Genomic DNA, 18,043 nt, shown 5'->3' on the forward strand with positions numbered 1-18,043 from the left:
TATTTTCTATTCCCTTCGCTCAATGTGGCAGGTATTTACTGAGTGATACTGGAGACAAATATGGATCTTGGTAAACGAAAATTCTTACAACAATTAGGGGTCCTTACCGCAGGTGCTTCACTGGTTCCTCTCTCTCAAGCGGGCATTAAACTATCCCCAGAGCGCCGTGAAGGCTCAGAGGATAAACGTTATGGCATGCTGATCGATCTGCGTCGTTGTGTTGGGTGTCAATCTTGTACAGTGAGCTGTACGATTGAAAACCAAACGCCACAAGGACAATTTAGGACGACAGTAAACCAATATCAAGTTGCTATCAAGGGGCAAGAGGGAATAACGAACGTCTTACTCCCTAGATTATGTAACCATTGTGACGAGCCTCCGTGTGTACCTGTTTGTCCTGTTCAAGCAACATTTCAACGCAAAGACGGGATCGTCGTGATTGATAATGAACGTTGTGTAGGCTGTGCTTATTGTGTGCAAGCATGTCCTTATGATGCCCGTTTTATCAACCATTCCACTCAGACAGCCGATAAATGTACTTTTTGTGCTCATCGCCTAGAAGTTGGGTTATTACCTGCCTGTGTTGAATCTTGTGTGGGGGGCGCTCGTATTATCGGTGATATGAAAGATCCACACAGCACAATAAGTAAAATGATCCGCGAGTATGAACATGAATTAAAAGTACTTAAACCAGAAAGTGGCACCTTGCCACAAGTTTTTTATCTTGGTTTAGATGATGCATTTGTGCAGCCATTAGTTGGACAAGGGCAACCCGCATTATGGCAGGAGGTTCACTCATGATTTCATCCGTTTCGCAAATTCAAGAAGTGATAGCGATCCCCCAAGAATACTTTTGGTTACCTTGGGCAGTACAATATTTCTTTTTTATCGGCATTGCGTGTTGCGCAACACTTTATGCATGCTGGCAATGCTGGAAAGGGCGTACAGGTAATCCTCGTTTAGAAGCTGTTGCGGTTTTTATTGCTGTTACGGCGGGGATCACCGCCCCTTTAGCATTAACCGCTGATCTCCATCAAACCGCACGTGTTTGGCATTTTTATGCTTATCCAACACCTTGGTCGTGGATGGCATGGGGATCACTATTACTGCCACTCTTCTCTGCATTTAGTATTTTGTACTTTATTGCCATGGTCGTGCGTTTAGTGTGGAAACGTGAATATAAGTTAACGCGTTGGGTTGCTTTAGCCTGCGCCTTAACCTCGATAGGTTTATTGCTCTATACCGGCCGTGAAGCTTCTATTTTAAAAGCAAGACCGGTGCTTTATACCTACTGGCTGCCGATATTACTGTTTTTTAGTGCCATGCAAGTATTGCCTACGCTATTAGCATTAGGTACGCGACGAGAGCCTGTGTATCAGCGTGAACTGGCTATGTGGTTTATCGGATCTTTAATGTTACTTGCTGTATGTACAGGTTTTTGGATTGCGGGGGATACTATTTCAGGACAAGCCATTAGGCAACAATTGGCAATAGGAAGTTTAGGCTGGTGGAGTGCGATAGGGGTTATTGCCTTATGGATAGTGTCTGTTGCTATGGGCGGATTAATGGCAAAACAGGCACGCTCAGTGGCATTTATTACCGTAATGGCTTTTATTTCAATGGGATTGGCGTGGGTATTACGTTGGCTAATGTTAATGGGAAGCCAATATATTCCCAAATATAACATTATTACCAATCCTTATCAGTTCCCGCTGGGTAATGATGGATTATTAGCGATTGTTGGAACATTTGGGCTTTGGATAGCGTTAACCATTATATTCAGAGAAAGTATTCGTTGGGTTGTCAGGAGAGTACAGCATGGCTAAGTTTACAAGACGTCAATGGCTTAAAGGTGGATTGGTTATCGGTGGTATTGCCGCATTTGCTGCCAGTTATCGCGATGTTGCTAAGCGTGCTGTCGACGGTCTCGTTGATGGGACTTCTGGTAAGGTTACTTTGGATAGGATCAACGGTAACTCTTTATTACCAGAAGGTAAAATCACGGCGAAAGCGAATTGGCAACCTAATACCAATCAAGCAGTTTGTATGACTCAATGCTTTGGTTGTTGGACTCAGTGCGGTGTGCGTGCGAGAGTCGATCGTAACAATAATCAAGTATTACGTATTGCAGGAAATCCTTATCACCCATTATCTCAGGATATCCATTTTGGTTATAACATGCCAATAAAAGAAGCCTTTGAAAAAATGGGGGGCGAAAGTGGTTTAGCTAACCGCTCTACGGCTTGTGCTCGTGGTGCGACAATGATGGAAAGCCTCGATAGTCCTACTCGTATTCTTGAACCCATGAAACGAGTGGGTAAACGAGGTGAGGGGAAATGGCAACGAATTAGCTTTGAGCAACTGATCAAAGAAGTGGTTGAGGGGGGCGATTTATTTGGTGAAGGGCATGTTGATGGCTTACGTGCTATCCGCGATTTAGCAACACCCATTGATCCTAAACAGCCAGCCCTAGGACCTAAAGCAAATCAGTTATTAGTTACTAATGCTGGGGATGATGGCCGAGATAGCTTTATTCGTCGCTTTGCACAAAATGCCTTTGGTAGTAAAAATTTTGGTGCTCATGGCTCTTATTGTGGATTAGCGTATCGTGCCGGCTCCGGTGCATTAATGAATGATCTGGATAAAAACGCTCATGTGAAGCCTGATTGGGATCATGTTGAATTTGCACTATTTTTAGGTACCTCACCTGCGCAATCAGGTAATCCATTTAAACGTCAAGGTCGCCAATTAGCGAATGCGCGTATTCGTGGTTCGTTTAACTATGTAGTTGTGGCACCTGCTTTGCCATTAACCACCACGTTAGCGAATGATCATGGCCATTGGGTACCCGTACAACCGGGAACAGATGCTGCTTTGGTGATGGGGATGATCCGCTGGATCATTGAAAACAAACGCTATAATGCTGAGTATTTATCGGTGCCCAGTGAAGTGTCGATGAATAATGTTGGAGAGCGAAGCTGGACTAATGCGACACATTTAGTCATTAGTGATGAAAATCATCCACTGTCAGGGCAGATGTTAACCGCCGCGCATCTTGAGGATATTGCCGATGGCGAAGCGCAAAATATGGTTATAGCCCTTAATGGACAGCTTACAGCAGCGACGCAAGTAGACAGAGCACAGCTTTTTGTTACTCAAAAAGTGACATTAAAAACAGGTATTGAGGTTACAGTAAAATCAAGTTTCCAATTATTAACTGAAGCTGCAAGTCGCATGTCATTGGCGGAGTATAGTGAACGTTGTAAAGTACCTGAAAGCACTATTATTGCCTTAGCGCGTGAATTTACTGACTACGGACGAAAAGCTGCGGTTATCTCACATGGTGGCATGATGGGGGGAAATGGTTTCTATACGGCGTGGAGTGTCATCATGCTAAACGCTTTAATTGGAAATCTAAACCTGAAAGGGGGGGTATCTGTCGGTGGAGGTAAATTTAATGGTGCGATAGATGGCCCTCGTTACAACATGGATAGTTTTAAAGGCAAAATTAAGCCTAAAGGAATGGTGCTATCGCGCAGTAAAGCGGCCTATGAACAATCTGATGAATACCGTGAACGGATCGCAAAAGGGGAGTCTCCTTATCCTGCTAAAGCACCGTGGTATCCGTTTGCCGCAGGGCAATTAACAGAGCAACTGGGGTCGGCATTAGCGGGTTATCCTTATTCATTAAAAGCATGGATAACCAATATGACGAACCCGCTATACGGTATTGCAGGTATTCGCCAAGTTATGGAAGCGCGTCTTAAAGATCCACAGCATCTACCATTGATTATTGGTATCGATGCTTTTATGAATGAGACCACTGCACTGGCGGACTATATTGTGCCTGATACGCATAACTTTGAAAGTTGGGGATTTAGTGCGCCGTGGTCTGGTGTACAAGTCAAAGCCAGTACGGCACGTTGGCCGATTGTAGAGCCCCGTGTGGCGAAAACAGCCGATGGTCAACCTATATCAATGGAGGCTTTCTGCATTGCGGTTGCTAAAGCATTAGACTTACCCGGCTTTGGTGAAAATGCGCTAGAAGATAAAGATGGGCATTTCCACGCAATTAATCGTGCTGAAGATTATTATCTGCGTGTAGCGGCTAATATTGCCTTTATGGGCGAGCAGCCTGTAGCACCTGCCAGCCATGAAGATATTTTATTAAGTGGTGTCGATCGTATTCTTCCTGCTATTACTGCCACTTTAAAAGAAGAAGAAGTTCTAAGGGTGGCGAATATTTATACTCGTGGTGGTCGTTTTGCCCCTTATGATAAAGCATGGAATGGTGATGCGACAGGCCCGCAATGGAAGAAACCATTACAGATCTGGAATGAAAATGTAGCGAAGAATCATCATGCTATTACCGGTGAGCGATATAGTGGTTGCCCAACTTATTATCCACCGCGTTTATCTGACGGTAGCGATATACATCAACATTTTCCACAAGAGCAATGGCCATTAAAACTAATGTCCTTTAAATCTCATGTGGTAAGTAGCTCAACGGGCATGATCCAACGTTTAAGAATGGTAAAACCAAGCAATTTAGTCGCGATTAATCCGCTAGATGGTGAAAAATGGGGGATCAAGCATGGTGATAAAGTGCGCATAGTGACCCCTGGTGGAGAGGTTGAGGCTGAAATTAGTTTATTAGAGGGGGTTATGCCTGGAGTGTTAGCGATTGAACATGGTTATGGGCATAAAGAGCTAGGCTCACGTCAACACTATTTAGATGGGCAACCATTAGCTATGGATAAAGCAATAGGTAGTGGTATTAACTTAAACGACTTAGGCTTTGCTGATCCAACACGAGAAATAACGAATACTTGGTTAGATTGGGTTTCTGGTGCCTCTGTACGTCAAGGATTACCGGCAAAGATTGAGCGTATCGCCTAATAGTATGTAGCAATAGTGCCTTTTTGTTGTTGATGACTCTATTGGTGCTCACTTCACTCTAGGATAGCTGTAAGAGTGAAGTGAGTCATTCTATGACATATTGTGCTTATTAATATGTTTAGTGTCATATTGAATATGAAGAAGATTTTTTATGTTATAAAACATTGCTCTTAGGTGATTAAATATTTTTAATTTTTGATATATTCACCCATATTTATAATCCTATTATAGCGTTCAATGTTAAGTAATAGGAATTTGTTATTCCTCCAATTAATTAAACTATTAGCTTCGTAATTTTATTCCATAAAATATATCAATCATTAAACGATAAGTTTGTATTTATTTCTCATAGATATATTTTAATATATTATATATAAAGAAGAGTTCAATTCTATTTTTTACATTTATTTTTTCAGTAATATGTCTTTTATGCGAATAAACGGTGCTATTGCTAATTTTTAATTTTTTGGCAATTTGATAGTTAGGCAACTCTCCCATCCAGTAATTTATGATTTTTTGTTCTTGTATGCTAAATATTGAGCAAAGAGAATGTTTATAAGTGGGGAAAAAAACTTGGCAACGAGAAGTTAATGTTGATGTTCTCTCTAATACCCAAGGTAGCACCCGTTTGGCAAGGATAAAACAGTTATTTGTCAAGGCGATAGGTCTATCTTTGTCCGGATAGTTGGCATCAATATAGAGGTATAAACGACACTCTTGAGTCAGTGAAAAGAAATATTGTAAGTGCTGGCAATGTGCCACTTCACGACAATATTTAGTGAGATCAATAAAAATAATATCAGGCATAGAGTTATTAATATAATGATTAGCTTCTTCAATAGAAGACATATCAATAATTTCATGCCTTACATTTTTTTTTAAGAAGAAATGCCGAATACCATTACGAGTAAAGTAACACTCATCAATAATTAATATTTTCACTAATAACTTCCTTGTGATATCTATTTTCAAGTTATTAAAATAAAGATAACATAGTTTTATGTCAATTCGGGTTATATATCATTTTGTGAAAGATATATCGAATAAAAAGAAAATTATAATAACTTAATTAAATATAAATTAATTTATAATAATAACTAATAAAAAAACAGTATGAAAAATTAAAATGCTAGGGATAAACGAAATAAAAATGAAAGGTGATTATAACAATAAAAACGAGACAGGAGTACGAAAGTACTCCTGCTTGGTGTCTTAATGCTTTTCTCGAACTTATCTTTTTATCAATGCTTGGTGTTGTCTGATACAAAATCTTCAGATGATTCAATTTTATCAATACCTGCTTGAAGAATATAAATCAACTGTTTTGCTACATCAGTAGTAAGCCAAAGTGTTTTATCAACCACTGCATTGTCTGGATGGTGTTCGTTTTCAGGAAGATAATGTAAACGTAGCATCATCGCATCATAGATATCTACAGTGCTAATATCCCAGCCTACAACAGGATGTGTTTGAATAACTTCATTTTTTCTACTCATAATACCTCCTAATCATACAACCGGTTTTGACTAAGAGAGAAGCCCCCACTAAGTGGTTACTTTCCAGTATACGAAATTTGGCGCAATAAAAAAGCTAAATTTTGATGGAAAATGGAAAAGTGCAATGAGGAATAGCAAAAAATATGCACCATAACTATCCCAGATAAGGGGTTATATGGTGCATAAAAAGAAGATATCAAGTCACTAATTGATTAATTGACACTAATATCCCAATGAATATCTTCATTTGCTAAGAAGGGGATTAATGCTTCATCACCACTCATAATTTCTGCAGGTGCAGTAACGGATTTTTCCGTTAAGGTAATAGTGCCTTCATTAACCGGTAAACCATAAAAACGTGGGCCATTGAGTGAACAGAAGGCTTCAAAGTGAGAAAGGGCATTGAGCTCTTTAAATACGCTAGCATAAGCTGCTAAAGCGGTGGGGGCGTTAAACACGCCAGCGCATCCACAAGATGATTCTTTGCGATGTTGTAAATGAGGCGCGGAGTCAGTACCTAAGAAGAAACGCGAATGGCCTGATGCAACGGCTTGCCTTAATGCCTCTTGGTGTACATTACGCTTAAGGATAGGTAAACAGTACAAGTGCGGTTTCACACCACCGACAAGCATATGATTACGGTTAAACATTAAGTGTTGTGGTGTAATAGTTGCACCAAGAAATTCATTTCCCTCTAAGACATACTGTGCCGCTTCTTTGGTGGTGATATGTTCAAAAACAATTTTTAAGGCAGGAAATTGTTTGCGAACGGGAGCCATCACGTTATCAATAAAACGAGCTTCTCTATCAAAAATATCGATATCTGATGCAGTAACTTCCCCATGAATAAGCAATGGCATACCTATTTTTTCCATCACACTAAGAATAGGATAGATTTTATTGATATCGGAAACACCATGGCTAGAATTTGTCGTCGCATTGGCAGGATAAAGTTTACAAGCAGTAAATACGCCTTGTAAAAAACCTTGTTCAACTTCTGATGGCAGAGTGCTATCCGTTAAATAGCAGGTCATTAATGGTTCGAATTTATCGCCACTTGGAATAGCTGCTTTTATGCGATCACGATAACGACGGGCGGCTTCAATGGTGGTGATCGGGGGAACAAGATTTGGCATTACGATAGCTCTGCCAAAATAACGACTGGTATAAGGAACAACGGTTTTTAGCATGTCATCATCACGAAAGTGAACATGCCAATCATCAGGACGGCGAATAGTGAGGGTGATAGGTTGTGCAGTGGTCATATACCGGCTCCGTGTGTCTTAGGAAAATCGAAAGATCAACGATTGGATTGGACTGGATAGTCAAGCCGGAAATGAATAGTAATACGAAAACGATTAAATAGCTACCTTTTAATGGTATTTTTTTATTGTGTGTGAGGGAAAACAGAGAATAAAATCAAATAGTTACGAGGGTAATACTAATAGAAATGGCTCCTCCAACTGGACTCGAACCAGTGACATACGGATTAACAGTCCGCCGTTCTACCGACTGAACTATGGAGGAACATCATTAAGTGGCGTGTATCATATAGTGGTAAAATTGAGATGTCAAAGGCCAATCGTAGATATTTGTTTAAATGGATAGATAAACAGCAAGTTGCATCAATTATCAGCGAATAATGAACAAGATAATGAAAAAGATGCCGGGATTTATAGGGTGAAACAGAGAAAAATTTATTTTTCAGTATGCTCAGTGTGAGATGTTATCGGCTAAAAAGCAAAAAGCCCGCATAAAGCGGGCTTCTCTAAATTTGGCTCCTCCAACTGGACTCGAACCAGTGACATACGGATTAACAGTCCGCCGTTCTACCGACTGAACTATGGAGGAATTGTGTTCCCTTGAGAACGAGGTGAATAATAGCGAGAGAGAGGGCAGTTGTAAAGTAAAAAAAATAAAATAATAGCTTAAGTGGTTAAAAAATAACTGATTTATGTGTTTTATCTAAAATTATACCGATTTCGGCACAGTATATATACTGTGTTGATATTCTTACCGCCCTAAAAAGCCACATTTTGCCATATCATGAGTAAGAAAAGAGTCACTTAAAGATCATTTTGCAGCAGTGTCTTAAAATTAGACAATGAATAAAAGTGATAAATAAGAAAAGAAATAATGGGCATTAAAAATGCAAAAAGCCCGCATAAGCGGGCTTTTCTAAATTTGGCTCCTCCAACTGGACTCGAACCAGTGACATACGGATTAACAGTCCGCCGTTCTACCGACTGAACTATGGAGGAAGCGTGTTCTCGTGAGAACGAGGCGAATAATAGCTATCCTCTTTTCCCTTGTAAAGCAAAAAAACAAAAAAAATGTTTGTTTGCTCAAGAGTGCACCGTTTTGTTGTTTTTTTGATAAAAAAGTATAAAAAATAAATAGTTATATATAGATATCGCTGATGAGCATGAAAGGCTAGTAGAGACTAGTTTATTTAGAAAAGCAAAAAGCCCGCATAAAGCGAGCTTCTCTAAATTTGGCTCCTCCAACTGGACTCGAACCAGTGACATACGGATTAACAGTCCGCCGTTCTACCGACTGAACTATGGAGGAATTGTGTTCTCTTGAGAACGAGGCGCATAATAGCGATGATATATCAGGGTGTCAACGTTAAAAAATAGATTAATTAACTGTTTGATTGGTTTATGGACAATATGGCTAAAAAATGGTTAAGGTTCTCCGTGTTGTGTGCAATAACACGGAGAATTTCTCATAGTATTAGACTTGGGGTGATAATTTTTCTGACGAAATCGGTTTGGTGATGGGATCGAATGCGATTAAATACACGTCATAAAAGTGTATCTCTTGTTTTGTGCGTATAATGTCATTGATGTCTTCTTTTATTTGCGCTGGGATAGCCGGGTGCTGGCGTATCTCATTAATCGCTTCATCAGATAATTTTTCAAAAGTATACCATTCGCCGTTATAGCAAACTCTAAGGTCAAGAACGCCGATATCATCAAACTTATAAATAGGTTTGATATCAAATAGCAGTATTCCTGCCATCACAATAAACATCAAAGTGAAAAGAGTCAGCGAAATGACCCCAAAGTAAGGAGAGTAAATAAGCAAAGCGGCCAGTAATAAATATGACAACACCATACTGACGCAAAGCCAAATATGATTTTTTAAAAATTGGCTATTAAAGTGTGGTTTGCCATCACGCTTTTCTGCGGCATTAATACGTGCTAAATCACGCTCTAAAATGTCTTTTAATACATTCATTGTAAATACCTTAAAAGATGAATGTTGCAAATTTGTTTCTTAAGAATAGATTATCATGGAGACAGGATCAGCAGATAGAACAGTTTTTTTAAATTCGACGCTTAACTGTTATTGTTAGTCTATTAAGACTATTCCTACTTGCTGTTAATAATTGCTATAAAATATCAAATAAATTTTATACACAGTGACAAAAATAGAGGCGAATTTGTATTTTTTATGTGCAATTTGCATTTTTTTAATCTTTCAATGCATAAAACTATTGCTATTAACCCTGTCTCATGCGTTAATGAGTAAGGCCTAAATACAGACCTGATTTATGATTGACATTCTAAGTTAATGAGTTTTAAACAGCATCGCTTTTTGACCGTTTTCTTCATGTGTGCCCATAAGTTATAGGTAGTTCAGGCCAGTAGATGCCGAGAAGGCAACGTTTTATTGATATATAGGAAAGTCACATGTCTGACAAAATGAAAGGTCAAGTTAAGTGGTTCAACGAGTCTAAAGGCTTTGGTTTTATTACTCCAGCAGACGGAAGCAAAGACGTATTCGTTCACTTTTCTGCCATTCAAGGTAACGGTTTCAAAACTCTGGCTGAAGGTCAGAACGTAGAATTCACAATTGAAAACGGTGCAAAAGGTCCAGCAGCTGCTAACGTAACAGCTCTGTAATAAAAGCCTTTTAAAAATTTTCTTCAAGCCTGTCACCTTCTGGTGGCAGGCTTTTTCTTTATGGGTAAAATAAAAAGAAGATAATGAGAATTTTTATCAGGAGTAAAAATGAACGTTAATGATCATGTTGTAGTAAAAACGGATGGCTGTGAAGATCGTCAAGGAACCATTTTACTGATTGAAGAATTTAATGAAGGCATTATGTACTTGGTTTCACTGCCTGAATATCCGAATGGTATTTGGTTTTTTAATGAAAAAGAAGGTGGTGAAGGCACTTTTGTTCGACCAGTACAACAAAAATGATTGGTTTAGGAAGCGTTCATTTACATTGTGCAATGGCCTATTTATACTACCAGCCAAATTTTGACGAAGAGAAAACAGATGGATACGCAAAGTAGTAAATTAATGCAAAAAACAAATTGGTAAGCCGTTTTCTCCGCTAAAACTGCTTACCTACCGGTGGGCAGTGCACTTCTTGAACCTCGTTTTACATAGAATCGCACTAACCTTGAGATGCTCTTATTACTAAGAGGTGATTTTATGTGCTATGTTTTTTTCTCCTTATTTCCTCCTCCTAGAGTGCTGTAGCCAAAGATCCGTTGTTGTATTACTTCATTCGCCGTATAACGGCGTGTTTTTTTAGCCATTGTTTATGGAGGAAATTAAAATGGCTATGACTCCTTATATCTTAAATTTGGTTGTTGCAATGTGTCTTGGTGCTTTGATTGGTGCCGAAAGACAATGGCGTCAAAGAATGGCAGGACTTCGCACCAATGCTTTAGTGGCGACCGGTGCTGCGGTATTTATCTTAAGCTCCATTGAAACTTCTCCCGATAGTCCAGGACGGATTGCTGCACAAGTGGTTTCTGGTATTGGTTTTTTAGGCGCAGGGGTGATTATGCGCGAAGGAATGAATATTCGAGGTCTTAATACCGCGGCGACACTTTGGTGCTCTGCGGGCATTGGTGTGTTATGTGGACTTGGACTCTATCCACTTGCTACCGTAGCGACATTGCTTATTCTTTGTGCCAATATTCTATTACGGGAAGCGGCTCAACGAATAAATGCCCAACCGCAATATCAAGCGACAGATATTGAACAACGCTATTCTATTCGTATTGTTTGTGATACCCACGATGAAGTTTTGGTAAGAACACTTATTTTGCAAGCCATAAACGGTTTACACGTCAGATTGCAATCATTAAGTAGCGCAGATACACCAATGCCTAGTCAATTAGAAGTTTGTGCTGAAGTGTTGGCTACCCCAGCTGAGCAAAAAGAGATAGAAGCCATTGTTTGCAGGATAAGTTTAGAAAAAAGTGTCAGTGCAATTAATTGGAAAATTGCTTCTGAGCATCCTGCTTAATACTTTATGGATATAAAATATAATACTTTGTGAGTATAAATAGAGGTTATCCCCACAGCAATAGAGCTTGTTAATGTGTTTTATAAGAATAGTGGGGATAATATCAACAAAAGTAGAATATAAAACAATAACTGAAAACGAGGGAATTTAGCTTATTTTAAACGCTATTTAATACAGTTTAGCATTATAAATAATAGAAAATTAACTAAGTATTAATACTGGTGGTTAAAGGTAACCTATTTCATATGTGTAATTATTCATTGTGAAACTATGTTTATGGCTGAATAAGAACGATAACATGTATCATCAATCTTTGTTTAGATGAAAGAATAAAGTTATCTATAATAAAAAACCATTTATCAATGGAAACTTATTTTAAATCAAAAAACGCATTTTAAAATTATGTTAAGCCGAGTTGGTAGAGTGGCTTTCCTACTAAAAACCCATTTGATGAGTCTATTAATTGTCCTAGCACACAAAATCGTTACTAAAGGGCTTAAGACAAGATGCATTTACTTACATGCCTCTATTGAAAACTTTGGTGTCGTACATATCACTCGATGATATTCTCAAACAATTTCAATATATTCGATGAATTATTTATCATTATTCTTTATTTGACGATCGTTAACCTACTGCTTTTTGAGAAATATTTTTGATAAAAGTGCACTTAAAGCAAGTCAGGGGAGGAGAAAAGTTGTGTAGATGACACCGCAGGGGGCTACAGTAAAGCTGATGAATGGGGGGAAGTGTTGATTGTTGATACATATCATTAGGATATAAATTCTTTTTTGTAAACAAGCTGTAGGGGAAATGCTACCAATAAGTAATCTTATTATACTGGTTGAAAAAACATACTAATCTATTTATTGTATAAAATATCTATTTCAATATTACATTATTTATATCTTTATCAAGAAGATGAGTCTGACTTATAGAAGAAAAAAATTATCGAATAACGAAATAAATGCACCATTGTAATTTCTATTAGAAATAATTAGAGGCTTATTTTTCGTATTATATCATGATACAAAAATGATTAAAAAGATTAAGTAAAAGTACGGGGAAAAGAAAATACTAAAGGTTAGCGAGAATCAAAAAGAACATGGTCGATAAAAGGCTAATCGACTTCTAAACTATTGCTCATGTTATTGGGCGTTGTTACGTAAATAATTATAGTTGATGGTGACAGAAAGATGGCTAACAATATTTTTATCTTATTTGTTACATAAAAATGAGATCGTTGAGTAATGAGTTGCGTAACTGAGGTTATTTGTTTTTATGATAAAAAATAGTGATAAATAACTATTTTGAATAAATTTGTTATATCAATCTGCTTATTGTGTGTTGTCTGTCAAAAAGTTATTTCCTACCAATTCTACTCTTTATTTGAGTAATGTTGATGATAATCAATATCACAATAAATAAAAATGATAAAAATAAGTTTGCTTTTTTGTTTAAAAAAGCAGTCTTTTTATCAATACCTTTCTTAGAAGAACCCATCTTCTCTTTTGTTAAGCATTGATATTAGCTGATTAGCGCTAAGAAATGGCTAAGGCTACTCTTCTCAAACCATCGGAAAACATGCTTAAAAAAAAGACAAATAAAAATAAAAAACGTATTATTTTTGGTCGTAAATTAAGCTATCTTATCTGTCATATATAAAAAAAGTAACATTTGCTATTTTACAGTTTATTAATGATGATGATTGAGTAGGCAATAAGAGGTTATTTTGATCAAAAATAGTTGTTAATATTGACATTGGATAAATGATTTATACAAATGTTAATATTTAGGTGGTGAGCGTTAAAGCAGGATAGGGATTGATCAAATTGCAAATGAGTAAGTTGGAATTTCCATTCTAAATTTTCTATGTCTCAATCATTTTGAAAGAAGAGATCGGTAAAACTTTTTTGCTGAAAATGAAATAGTTATTTCATTTGTAGTCTATTTTTATCAGAATAACGGATAAGAAATAAAAAAATCACACTGATTATTTATAATAAATTAATTATTTATTATTTTAATAAAATCAATCTGTTTTTTTACTTATTGATACTATGTTATTTAAATAATAGCCTGTTTTTTTTATTTATATGTGTTTTTATTTTTTTATATAAATGTAATGGCTGAAATATAAAAAATAAATTATTTTTGTTTATATTAAGTATAAGTCAAATATTATATATTTTTTTTATCGAATTTAATTGGGTAAATAAAGTTATTATTATTACTTTATATTTTTAAATGAGGTTTTTTCTCCTATGGATTTATATTTATTTTTCTAAAAAAACTTGGTAAGTAATTTGATTGTTACGTAAAAACCATAAATAAATCTTACCTGTATTGTCATGTTTTTTTATATTGATTAATCTTTGTTCAGTGAAACACGTATGAAGAGTTATATAGCTTTATTATTTTGCACTTTTAGTTATTGATTAGTAATTTTTAATTATTTATTAATAAAACTTTTATGTGATAGAAATAAATATTCAATAATTTATAAGGTAAGATGCATAACTAGGAATTTAATTTTGTATAACTTATCCTGCTAATGTAAGAGTGTTATGTTTTATCTTTATGAATTTTAAGTGTAATTTTTTTTATTTAATTAATTTATAAAATTAGATAACTCAAATTAATTATGATTGGTTGTTTTTTATGCCAATTGTAAATAAAAAGTGATCATTTATGGTGTTTTCGGTAAATGACTAAAAAAACTATATCTATAGAAATATTTATTAAACACAAGTGCTTTGTTCAGACAAAGATGAGGAGGAGCTATGGCAATATATGTTACTGTGATCGAAAAAAACTTCAATTTTAGATTTGTCAATTTTTTATGCTGTATTTTTAGGTTTATAAGTTTAATAGATCGTATAAAATAAAAAATTATCATTAATATTTTAATTTGGGTAGATTCGCTTATTAATTCTCAGCAAGTTTTATTACTAATATTACTTGAATAGTTAATGAACTAATTCCATAATAATGATTATCTTTTTGTGATGTAACTCACATAGTATTTAAATTAGACTACTTTATCCGTTGAATAACTTAATCATTAAGGAGTAAAGTTATCTCGTTAGGATTATTCTTAACGTGATATATTGGCGAGCATTTAAAATCCTTTTTAATTTAAATGTTTTTCTCGCTACTTTTTGAAATGATCGTAATCAAGTAATACAAGGTAGTGTTACTACGAGTCATATTCATAAAATGGGGCCTGGAAATTCAATATACATTTATATTAATTTCCTCGGGATCTTACTTTAAACAAGATCCTCTTTGTTCAATATAATCGGACGGGATGTAAAGAGATGAGTACGGTTGAATTGCTTAAGCATATTTATGACATAAATTTATCGTATTTGCTTTTGGCGCAGAGGTTAATTAACCAAGAAAAGGCTTCCGCAATGTTTAGACTGGGTATCAGCGACTCTATGGCTGATGCACTAAAAGAGCTAACATTGCCTCAATTGGTTAAGTTGGCTGAAACAAACCAACTAATCTGTAATTTCCGGTTTGAAGACAGCGAAACAATAGAACAACTCACTAAAGAATCCAGAGTGGATGATTTGCAACAAATTCATACTGGTATCCTTCTTTCTTCTAACTTGTTCCGTCAACTATCGGAACATGATACCTCTGCTACAAAGAAACGGGCATAACAATGAGTGAGAAAAGTATCGTCCGAGAGGCGAAAGATATTCGCCTAGCAATGGAATTAATCACCTTAGGTGCTCGCTTACAAATGCTTGAAAGCGAAACGCAATTAAGTCGAGGGCGTTTAATTAAATTATACAAAGAATTAAGAGGAAGCCCTCCTCCTAAAGGTATGCTACCTTTTTCAACAGATTGGTTTATGACATGGGAACAAAATATCCATTCTTCAATGTTTTATAATGCTTACCGCTTTTTATTAAAAAGCGGGGGGAGTGTAGGTGTTGAAGCTGTTGTAAAAGCCTATCGTTTATATTTAGAACAATGTCCGCCCGTTAAAGATCAAGAACCTATTTTAGCACTAACACGAGCATGGACATTAGTTCGTTTTGTTGAAAGTGGTATGTTACAACTTTCTGTATGTACCAAATGTAATGGTTCATTTATTACACACGCACATCAGCCTGCAAGTAATTATGTTTGTAGTCTTTGTCAGCCTCCATCTCGGGCAATAAAAAAACGTAAACTTTCCGCCAATCCTGCCGATATTAACTTACAACTGTTGGATGGTCTTGAACAGTTTGCAATGTGATTCGAGATTGAAAGTTAAATATCAGGTTATAGATTAAAGACTCTATAACCTGAGTTGTTTCCTCTTCCCCTCCTATCTCCTTGCGGTTATGTTCGCCATTCTCTCTATAACGAAATTAGCTAAAGGGATATCGCGTGTTAGTACTCTTAGGATATATCGTGGTGATTTGTGCTGTCCTCGGAGGGTTTACCCTCGTAGGTGGACATCTAGGCGCATTATATCAACCCGCTGAATTTTTAATTATTTTTGGTGCCGGTATCGGTGCTTTTGTTGTAGGTAATAATGGTCGTGCGATCGTATCAACGGTAAAAATCCTACCGAAATTACTTCGTAACACTAACTACAATAAAGCGATGTATATGGATCTAATGGCATTAATGTTTCGTTTGCTGTCTAAAGCGCGCCAAAACGGCATGTTGGCATTAGAGAGAGATATTGAAAATCCACAACAAAGTGACATTTTTTCCCAATATCCTCGCATTATGAAAGACGTTTATATGCTCAGTTTTATTACTGATTATATGCGTTTGATGGTGACGGGGAATATGAATCCTTATGAAATTGAAGCGCTAATGGACGAAGAAATTGCCACTTTTGAAGAAGAAAGTGAAGTACCTGCGGCGGGGCTCTCTACGATGGGCGATTCATTACCCGCATTTGGTATTGTGGCCGCGGTTATGGGGGTGGTTAATGCGCTAGGTGCTGCCGATAGACCTGCTGGGGAAATGGGGGCACTTATTGGTCACGCAATGGTAGGTACTTTCTTAGGTATTTTATTAGCTTATGGCTTTGTTTCACCATTAGCCTCTCGTATCAGACAACGCTCTAGTCAACAAATGAAAATGATGGAGTGCATCAAGACCACCCTGTTATCTAGCATGAATGGATATGCACCACAGATAGCGGTTGAGTTTGGTCGTAAGACCCTCTTTCTGGCAGACAGACCTTCATTTATTGAATTGGAAGAACATGTACGTCAGGTACGGACACCGATGCAGGCAAATCCTGATGCAATGAAAGAAGAGTAATTATGAAAAGTAATTCACAGATAATCAGAGTTAAAAAGCGAGGGAAAAAACAGCACAACGCACAACATGGTGCGTGGAAGATAGCTTACGCTGACTTTATGACTGCCATGATGGCTTTCTTTCTGGTGATGTGGTTACTTTCTATCGCTAGTCCTCAAGAGTTAACTCGTGTTGCTGAATATTTTCGCACACCTCTAAAAGTTGCCATTGAAAAAGGCCGCGTTAGTGGAGACGTGACAAACCCGATACCAGGGGGAGGACGTGATCCTGTGTATAACGAAGGTGATGTACTGCCAAAAGGTGTCGAAGATAAACAGCTCAATGAAAAACAGCAATTCCGTAAACTGAAAGAGAATTTAGAGCAAGTTATTTTACAAGATCCTCGCTTAAAAGATTTAAAACCTCATTTATTAATCGACATGATGGACGAAGGCTTACGTATCCAAATTATAGATAAAGAAAGCCGGCCAATGTTTAAAGTTGGTAGTGCCACTGTTGAACCTTATATGAAAGATATTTTAACTGCGATAGCGCCAATACTAAATGACTCGCCTTATAAAATCAGTTTATCAGGTCATACCGATGATATTCCTTATGCGAGTGGTGCACTCAAATACAGTAACTGGGAGTTATCAACGGATCGAGCCAATGCATCTCGTCGAGAACTTATTGGTGCAGGGCTTGCAGAATGGAAAGTACTACGGGTTGTAGGTATGGCATCAACTGTTCACTTAGTAAAAGAGGATGGTTTTGCTCCGGCGAATAGAAGGATCAGTATATTAGTTTTAACTAAGCAGGAAGAAAAGAAAATCGTACATGAAAATGAGCGGGTTGCACCAGCAATAAAAGAGGCATCAGAAATTAAACCTCTGCTTTCAGGGCAAGAAACCCCACAAGAAAACGGAGAAAATACACAGACGAATTCGTCTGTGTCTTCTTCTACATCTAAGCTTCCCGAATCAAAAAAGGAAAATGTTGAAACAGGAGTTTCTGGGGAAAGTTTGCCATCACAATCGACAAATATTACGACAAAACAGGAAACAACTCCTTAGTTTGTATGTAATCGCGTAAAGGTGAATGAGTAACGA

General features: G+C 37.0%; 14 protein-coding genes and 4 tRNA genes. 10 read left to right on the forward strand and 8 right to left on the reverse strand.

The window, feature by feature from the left end:
- Nucleotides 1-60 precede the first annotated feature (60 nt).
- Genes ttrB through ttrA form a run of 3 tightly spaced genes read left to right on the forward strand, consistent with a single transcriptional unit; the run spans nucleotide 61 to nucleotide 4,899 of the window.
- Nucleotides 61-801: a tetrathionate reductase subunit TtrB gene (ttrB, locus tag AACV01_RS14605; protein WP_161683146.1), complete on the forward strand. Its 741-nt coding sequence runs from the start codon at nucleotides 61-63 to the stop codon at nucleotides 799-801.
- Nucleotides 798-1,826: a tetrathionate reductase subunit TtrC gene (gene ttrC / locus AACV01_RS14610; RefSeq protein WP_004243580.1), complete on the forward strand. Its 1,029-nt coding sequence runs from the start codon at nucleotides 798-800 to the stop codon at nucleotides 1,824-1,826. Before ttrB ends, ttrC begins: the two co-directional genes overlap by 4 nt.
- A complete protein-coding gene (gene ttrA / locus AACV01_RS14615) occupies nucleotides 1,819-4,899 on the forward strand; it encodes a tetrathionate reductase subunit TtrA (protein WP_161683148.1) in 3,081 nt (1,026 codons plus the stop codon). Before ttrC ends, ttrA begins: the two co-directional genes overlap by 8 nt.
- 339 nt (nucleotides 4,900-5,238) lie before the next feature.
- Here ttrA and AACV01_RS14620 read toward each other — a convergent pair whose 3' ends face one another.
- From AACV01_RS14620 to AACV01_RS14655, 8 genes are all read right to left on the reverse strand, one after another.
- Entirely contained in the window at nucleotides 5,239-5,841 is a 603-nt protein-coding gene (locus AACV01_RS14620) for a response regulator transcription factor (RefSeq protein ID WP_004243578.1), read from the reverse strand.
- 299 nt (nucleotides 5,842-6,140) lie between these two features.
- Nucleotides 6,141-6,395 (reverse strand): biofilm formation regulator BssS, encoded by a 255-nt coding sequence (bssS, locus tag AACV01_RS14625; protein WP_004248355.1) that lies wholly within the window; start codon nucleotides 6,393-6,395, stop codon nucleotides 6,141-6,143.
- A gap of 212 nt (nucleotides 6,396-6,607) precedes the next feature.
- On the reverse strand, nucleotides 6,608-7,660 hold the full coding sequence (pyrC, locus tag AACV01_RS14630; protein WP_004243575.1) for a dihydroorotase: 1,053 nt from the start codon (nucleotides 7,658-7,660) through the stop codon (nucleotides 6,608-6,610).
- A gap of 186 nt (nucleotides 7,661-7,846) precedes the next feature.
- Nucleotides 7,847-7,922 (reverse strand) — tRNA-Asn (locus tag AACV01_RS14635).
- A gap of 248 nt (nucleotides 7,923-8,170) precedes the next feature.
- Nucleotides 8,171-8,246, reverse strand: a tRNA-Asn gene (locus AACV01_RS14640).
- Between the two features lie 334 nt (nucleotides 8,247-8,580).
- Nucleotides 8,581-8,656: transfer RNA gene (locus tag AACV01_RS14645), tRNA-Asn, on the reverse strand.
- Between the two features lie 234 nt (nucleotides 8,657-8,890).
- Nucleotides 8,891-8,966: transfer RNA gene (locus AACV01_RS14650), tRNA-Asn, on the reverse strand.
- 165 nt (nucleotides 8,967-9,131) lie between these two features.
- On the reverse strand, nucleotides 9,132-9,638 hold the full coding sequence (locus AACV01_RS14655; RefSeq protein ID WP_004243574.1) for a YlaC family protein: 507 nt from the start codon (nucleotides 9,636-9,638) through the stop codon (nucleotides 9,132-9,134).
- 455 nt (nucleotides 9,639-10,093) lie between these two features.
- Between AACV01_RS14655 and cspE the strand changes: the two genes are divergently transcribed.
- The 7 genes from cspE (at nucleotide 10,094) to motB (ending at nucleotide 18,007) form a co-directional block, all read left to right on the forward strand.
- Nucleotides 10,094-10,306 (forward strand): transcription antiterminator/RNA stability regulator CspE, encoded by a 213-nt coding sequence (gene cspE / locus AACV01_RS14660; protein ID WP_004243573.1) that lies wholly within the window; start codon nucleotides 10,094-10,096, stop codon nucleotides 10,304-10,306.
- Nucleotides 10,307-10,414: 108 nt separating this feature from the next.
- Entirely contained in the window at nucleotides 10,415-10,609 is a 195-nt protein-coding gene (dsrB, locus tag AACV01_RS14665; RefSeq protein ID WP_004243572.1) for a protein DsrB, read from the forward strand.
- Between the two features lie 364 nt (nucleotides 10,610-10,973).
- The gene (locus AACV01_RS14670) at nucleotides 10,974-11,672 is read left to right on the forward strand and encodes an MgtC family protein (protein ID WP_004248352.1); all 699 of its coding nucleotides are present in this window, start codon (nucleotides 10,974-10,976) and stop codon (nucleotides 11,670-11,672) included.
- Between the two features lie 3,320 nt (nucleotides 11,673-14,992).
- Nucleotides 14,993-15,343, forward strand: coding sequence for a flagellar transcriptional regulator FlhD (flhD, locus tag AACV01_RS14675; RefSeq protein WP_004243568.1), 351 nt, complete (start codon nucleotides 14,993-14,995; stop codon nucleotides 15,341-15,343).
- A 2-nt stretch (nucleotides 15,344-15,345) separates the two neighbouring features.
- The gene (gene flhC / locus AACV01_RS14680) at nucleotides 15,346-15,927 is read left to right on the forward strand and encodes a flagellar transcriptional regulator FlhC (protein WP_004243567.1); all 582 of its coding nucleotides are present in this window, start codon (nucleotides 15,346-15,348) and stop codon (nucleotides 15,925-15,927) included.
- A gap of 134 nt (nucleotides 15,928-16,061) precedes the next feature.
- Nucleotides 16,062-16,955 carry a flagellar motor stator protein MotA gene (motA, locus tag AACV01_RS14685; RefSeq protein WP_004243566.1) on the forward strand — a complete coding sequence of 298 codons (894 nt, stop codon included), beginning with the start codon at nucleotides 16,062-16,064 and terminating at the stop codon, nucleotides 16,953-16,955.
- A gap of 2 nt (nucleotides 16,956-16,957) precedes the next feature.
- Nucleotides 16,958-18,007 (forward strand): flagellar motor protein MotB, encoded by a 1,050-nt coding sequence (gene motB / locus AACV01_RS14690; protein ID WP_004243565.1) that lies wholly within the window; start codon nucleotides 16,958-16,960, stop codon nucleotides 18,005-18,007.
- Nucleotides 18,008-18,043 lie beyond the last annotated feature (36 nt).

Origin of the sequence: Proteus sp. G2609 (assembly GCF_963896135.1) — a bacterium.
GTDB classification, from domain to species: domain Bacteria; phylum Pseudomonadota; class Gammaproteobacteria; order Enterobacterales; family Enterobacteriaceae; genus Proteus; species Proteus mirabilis.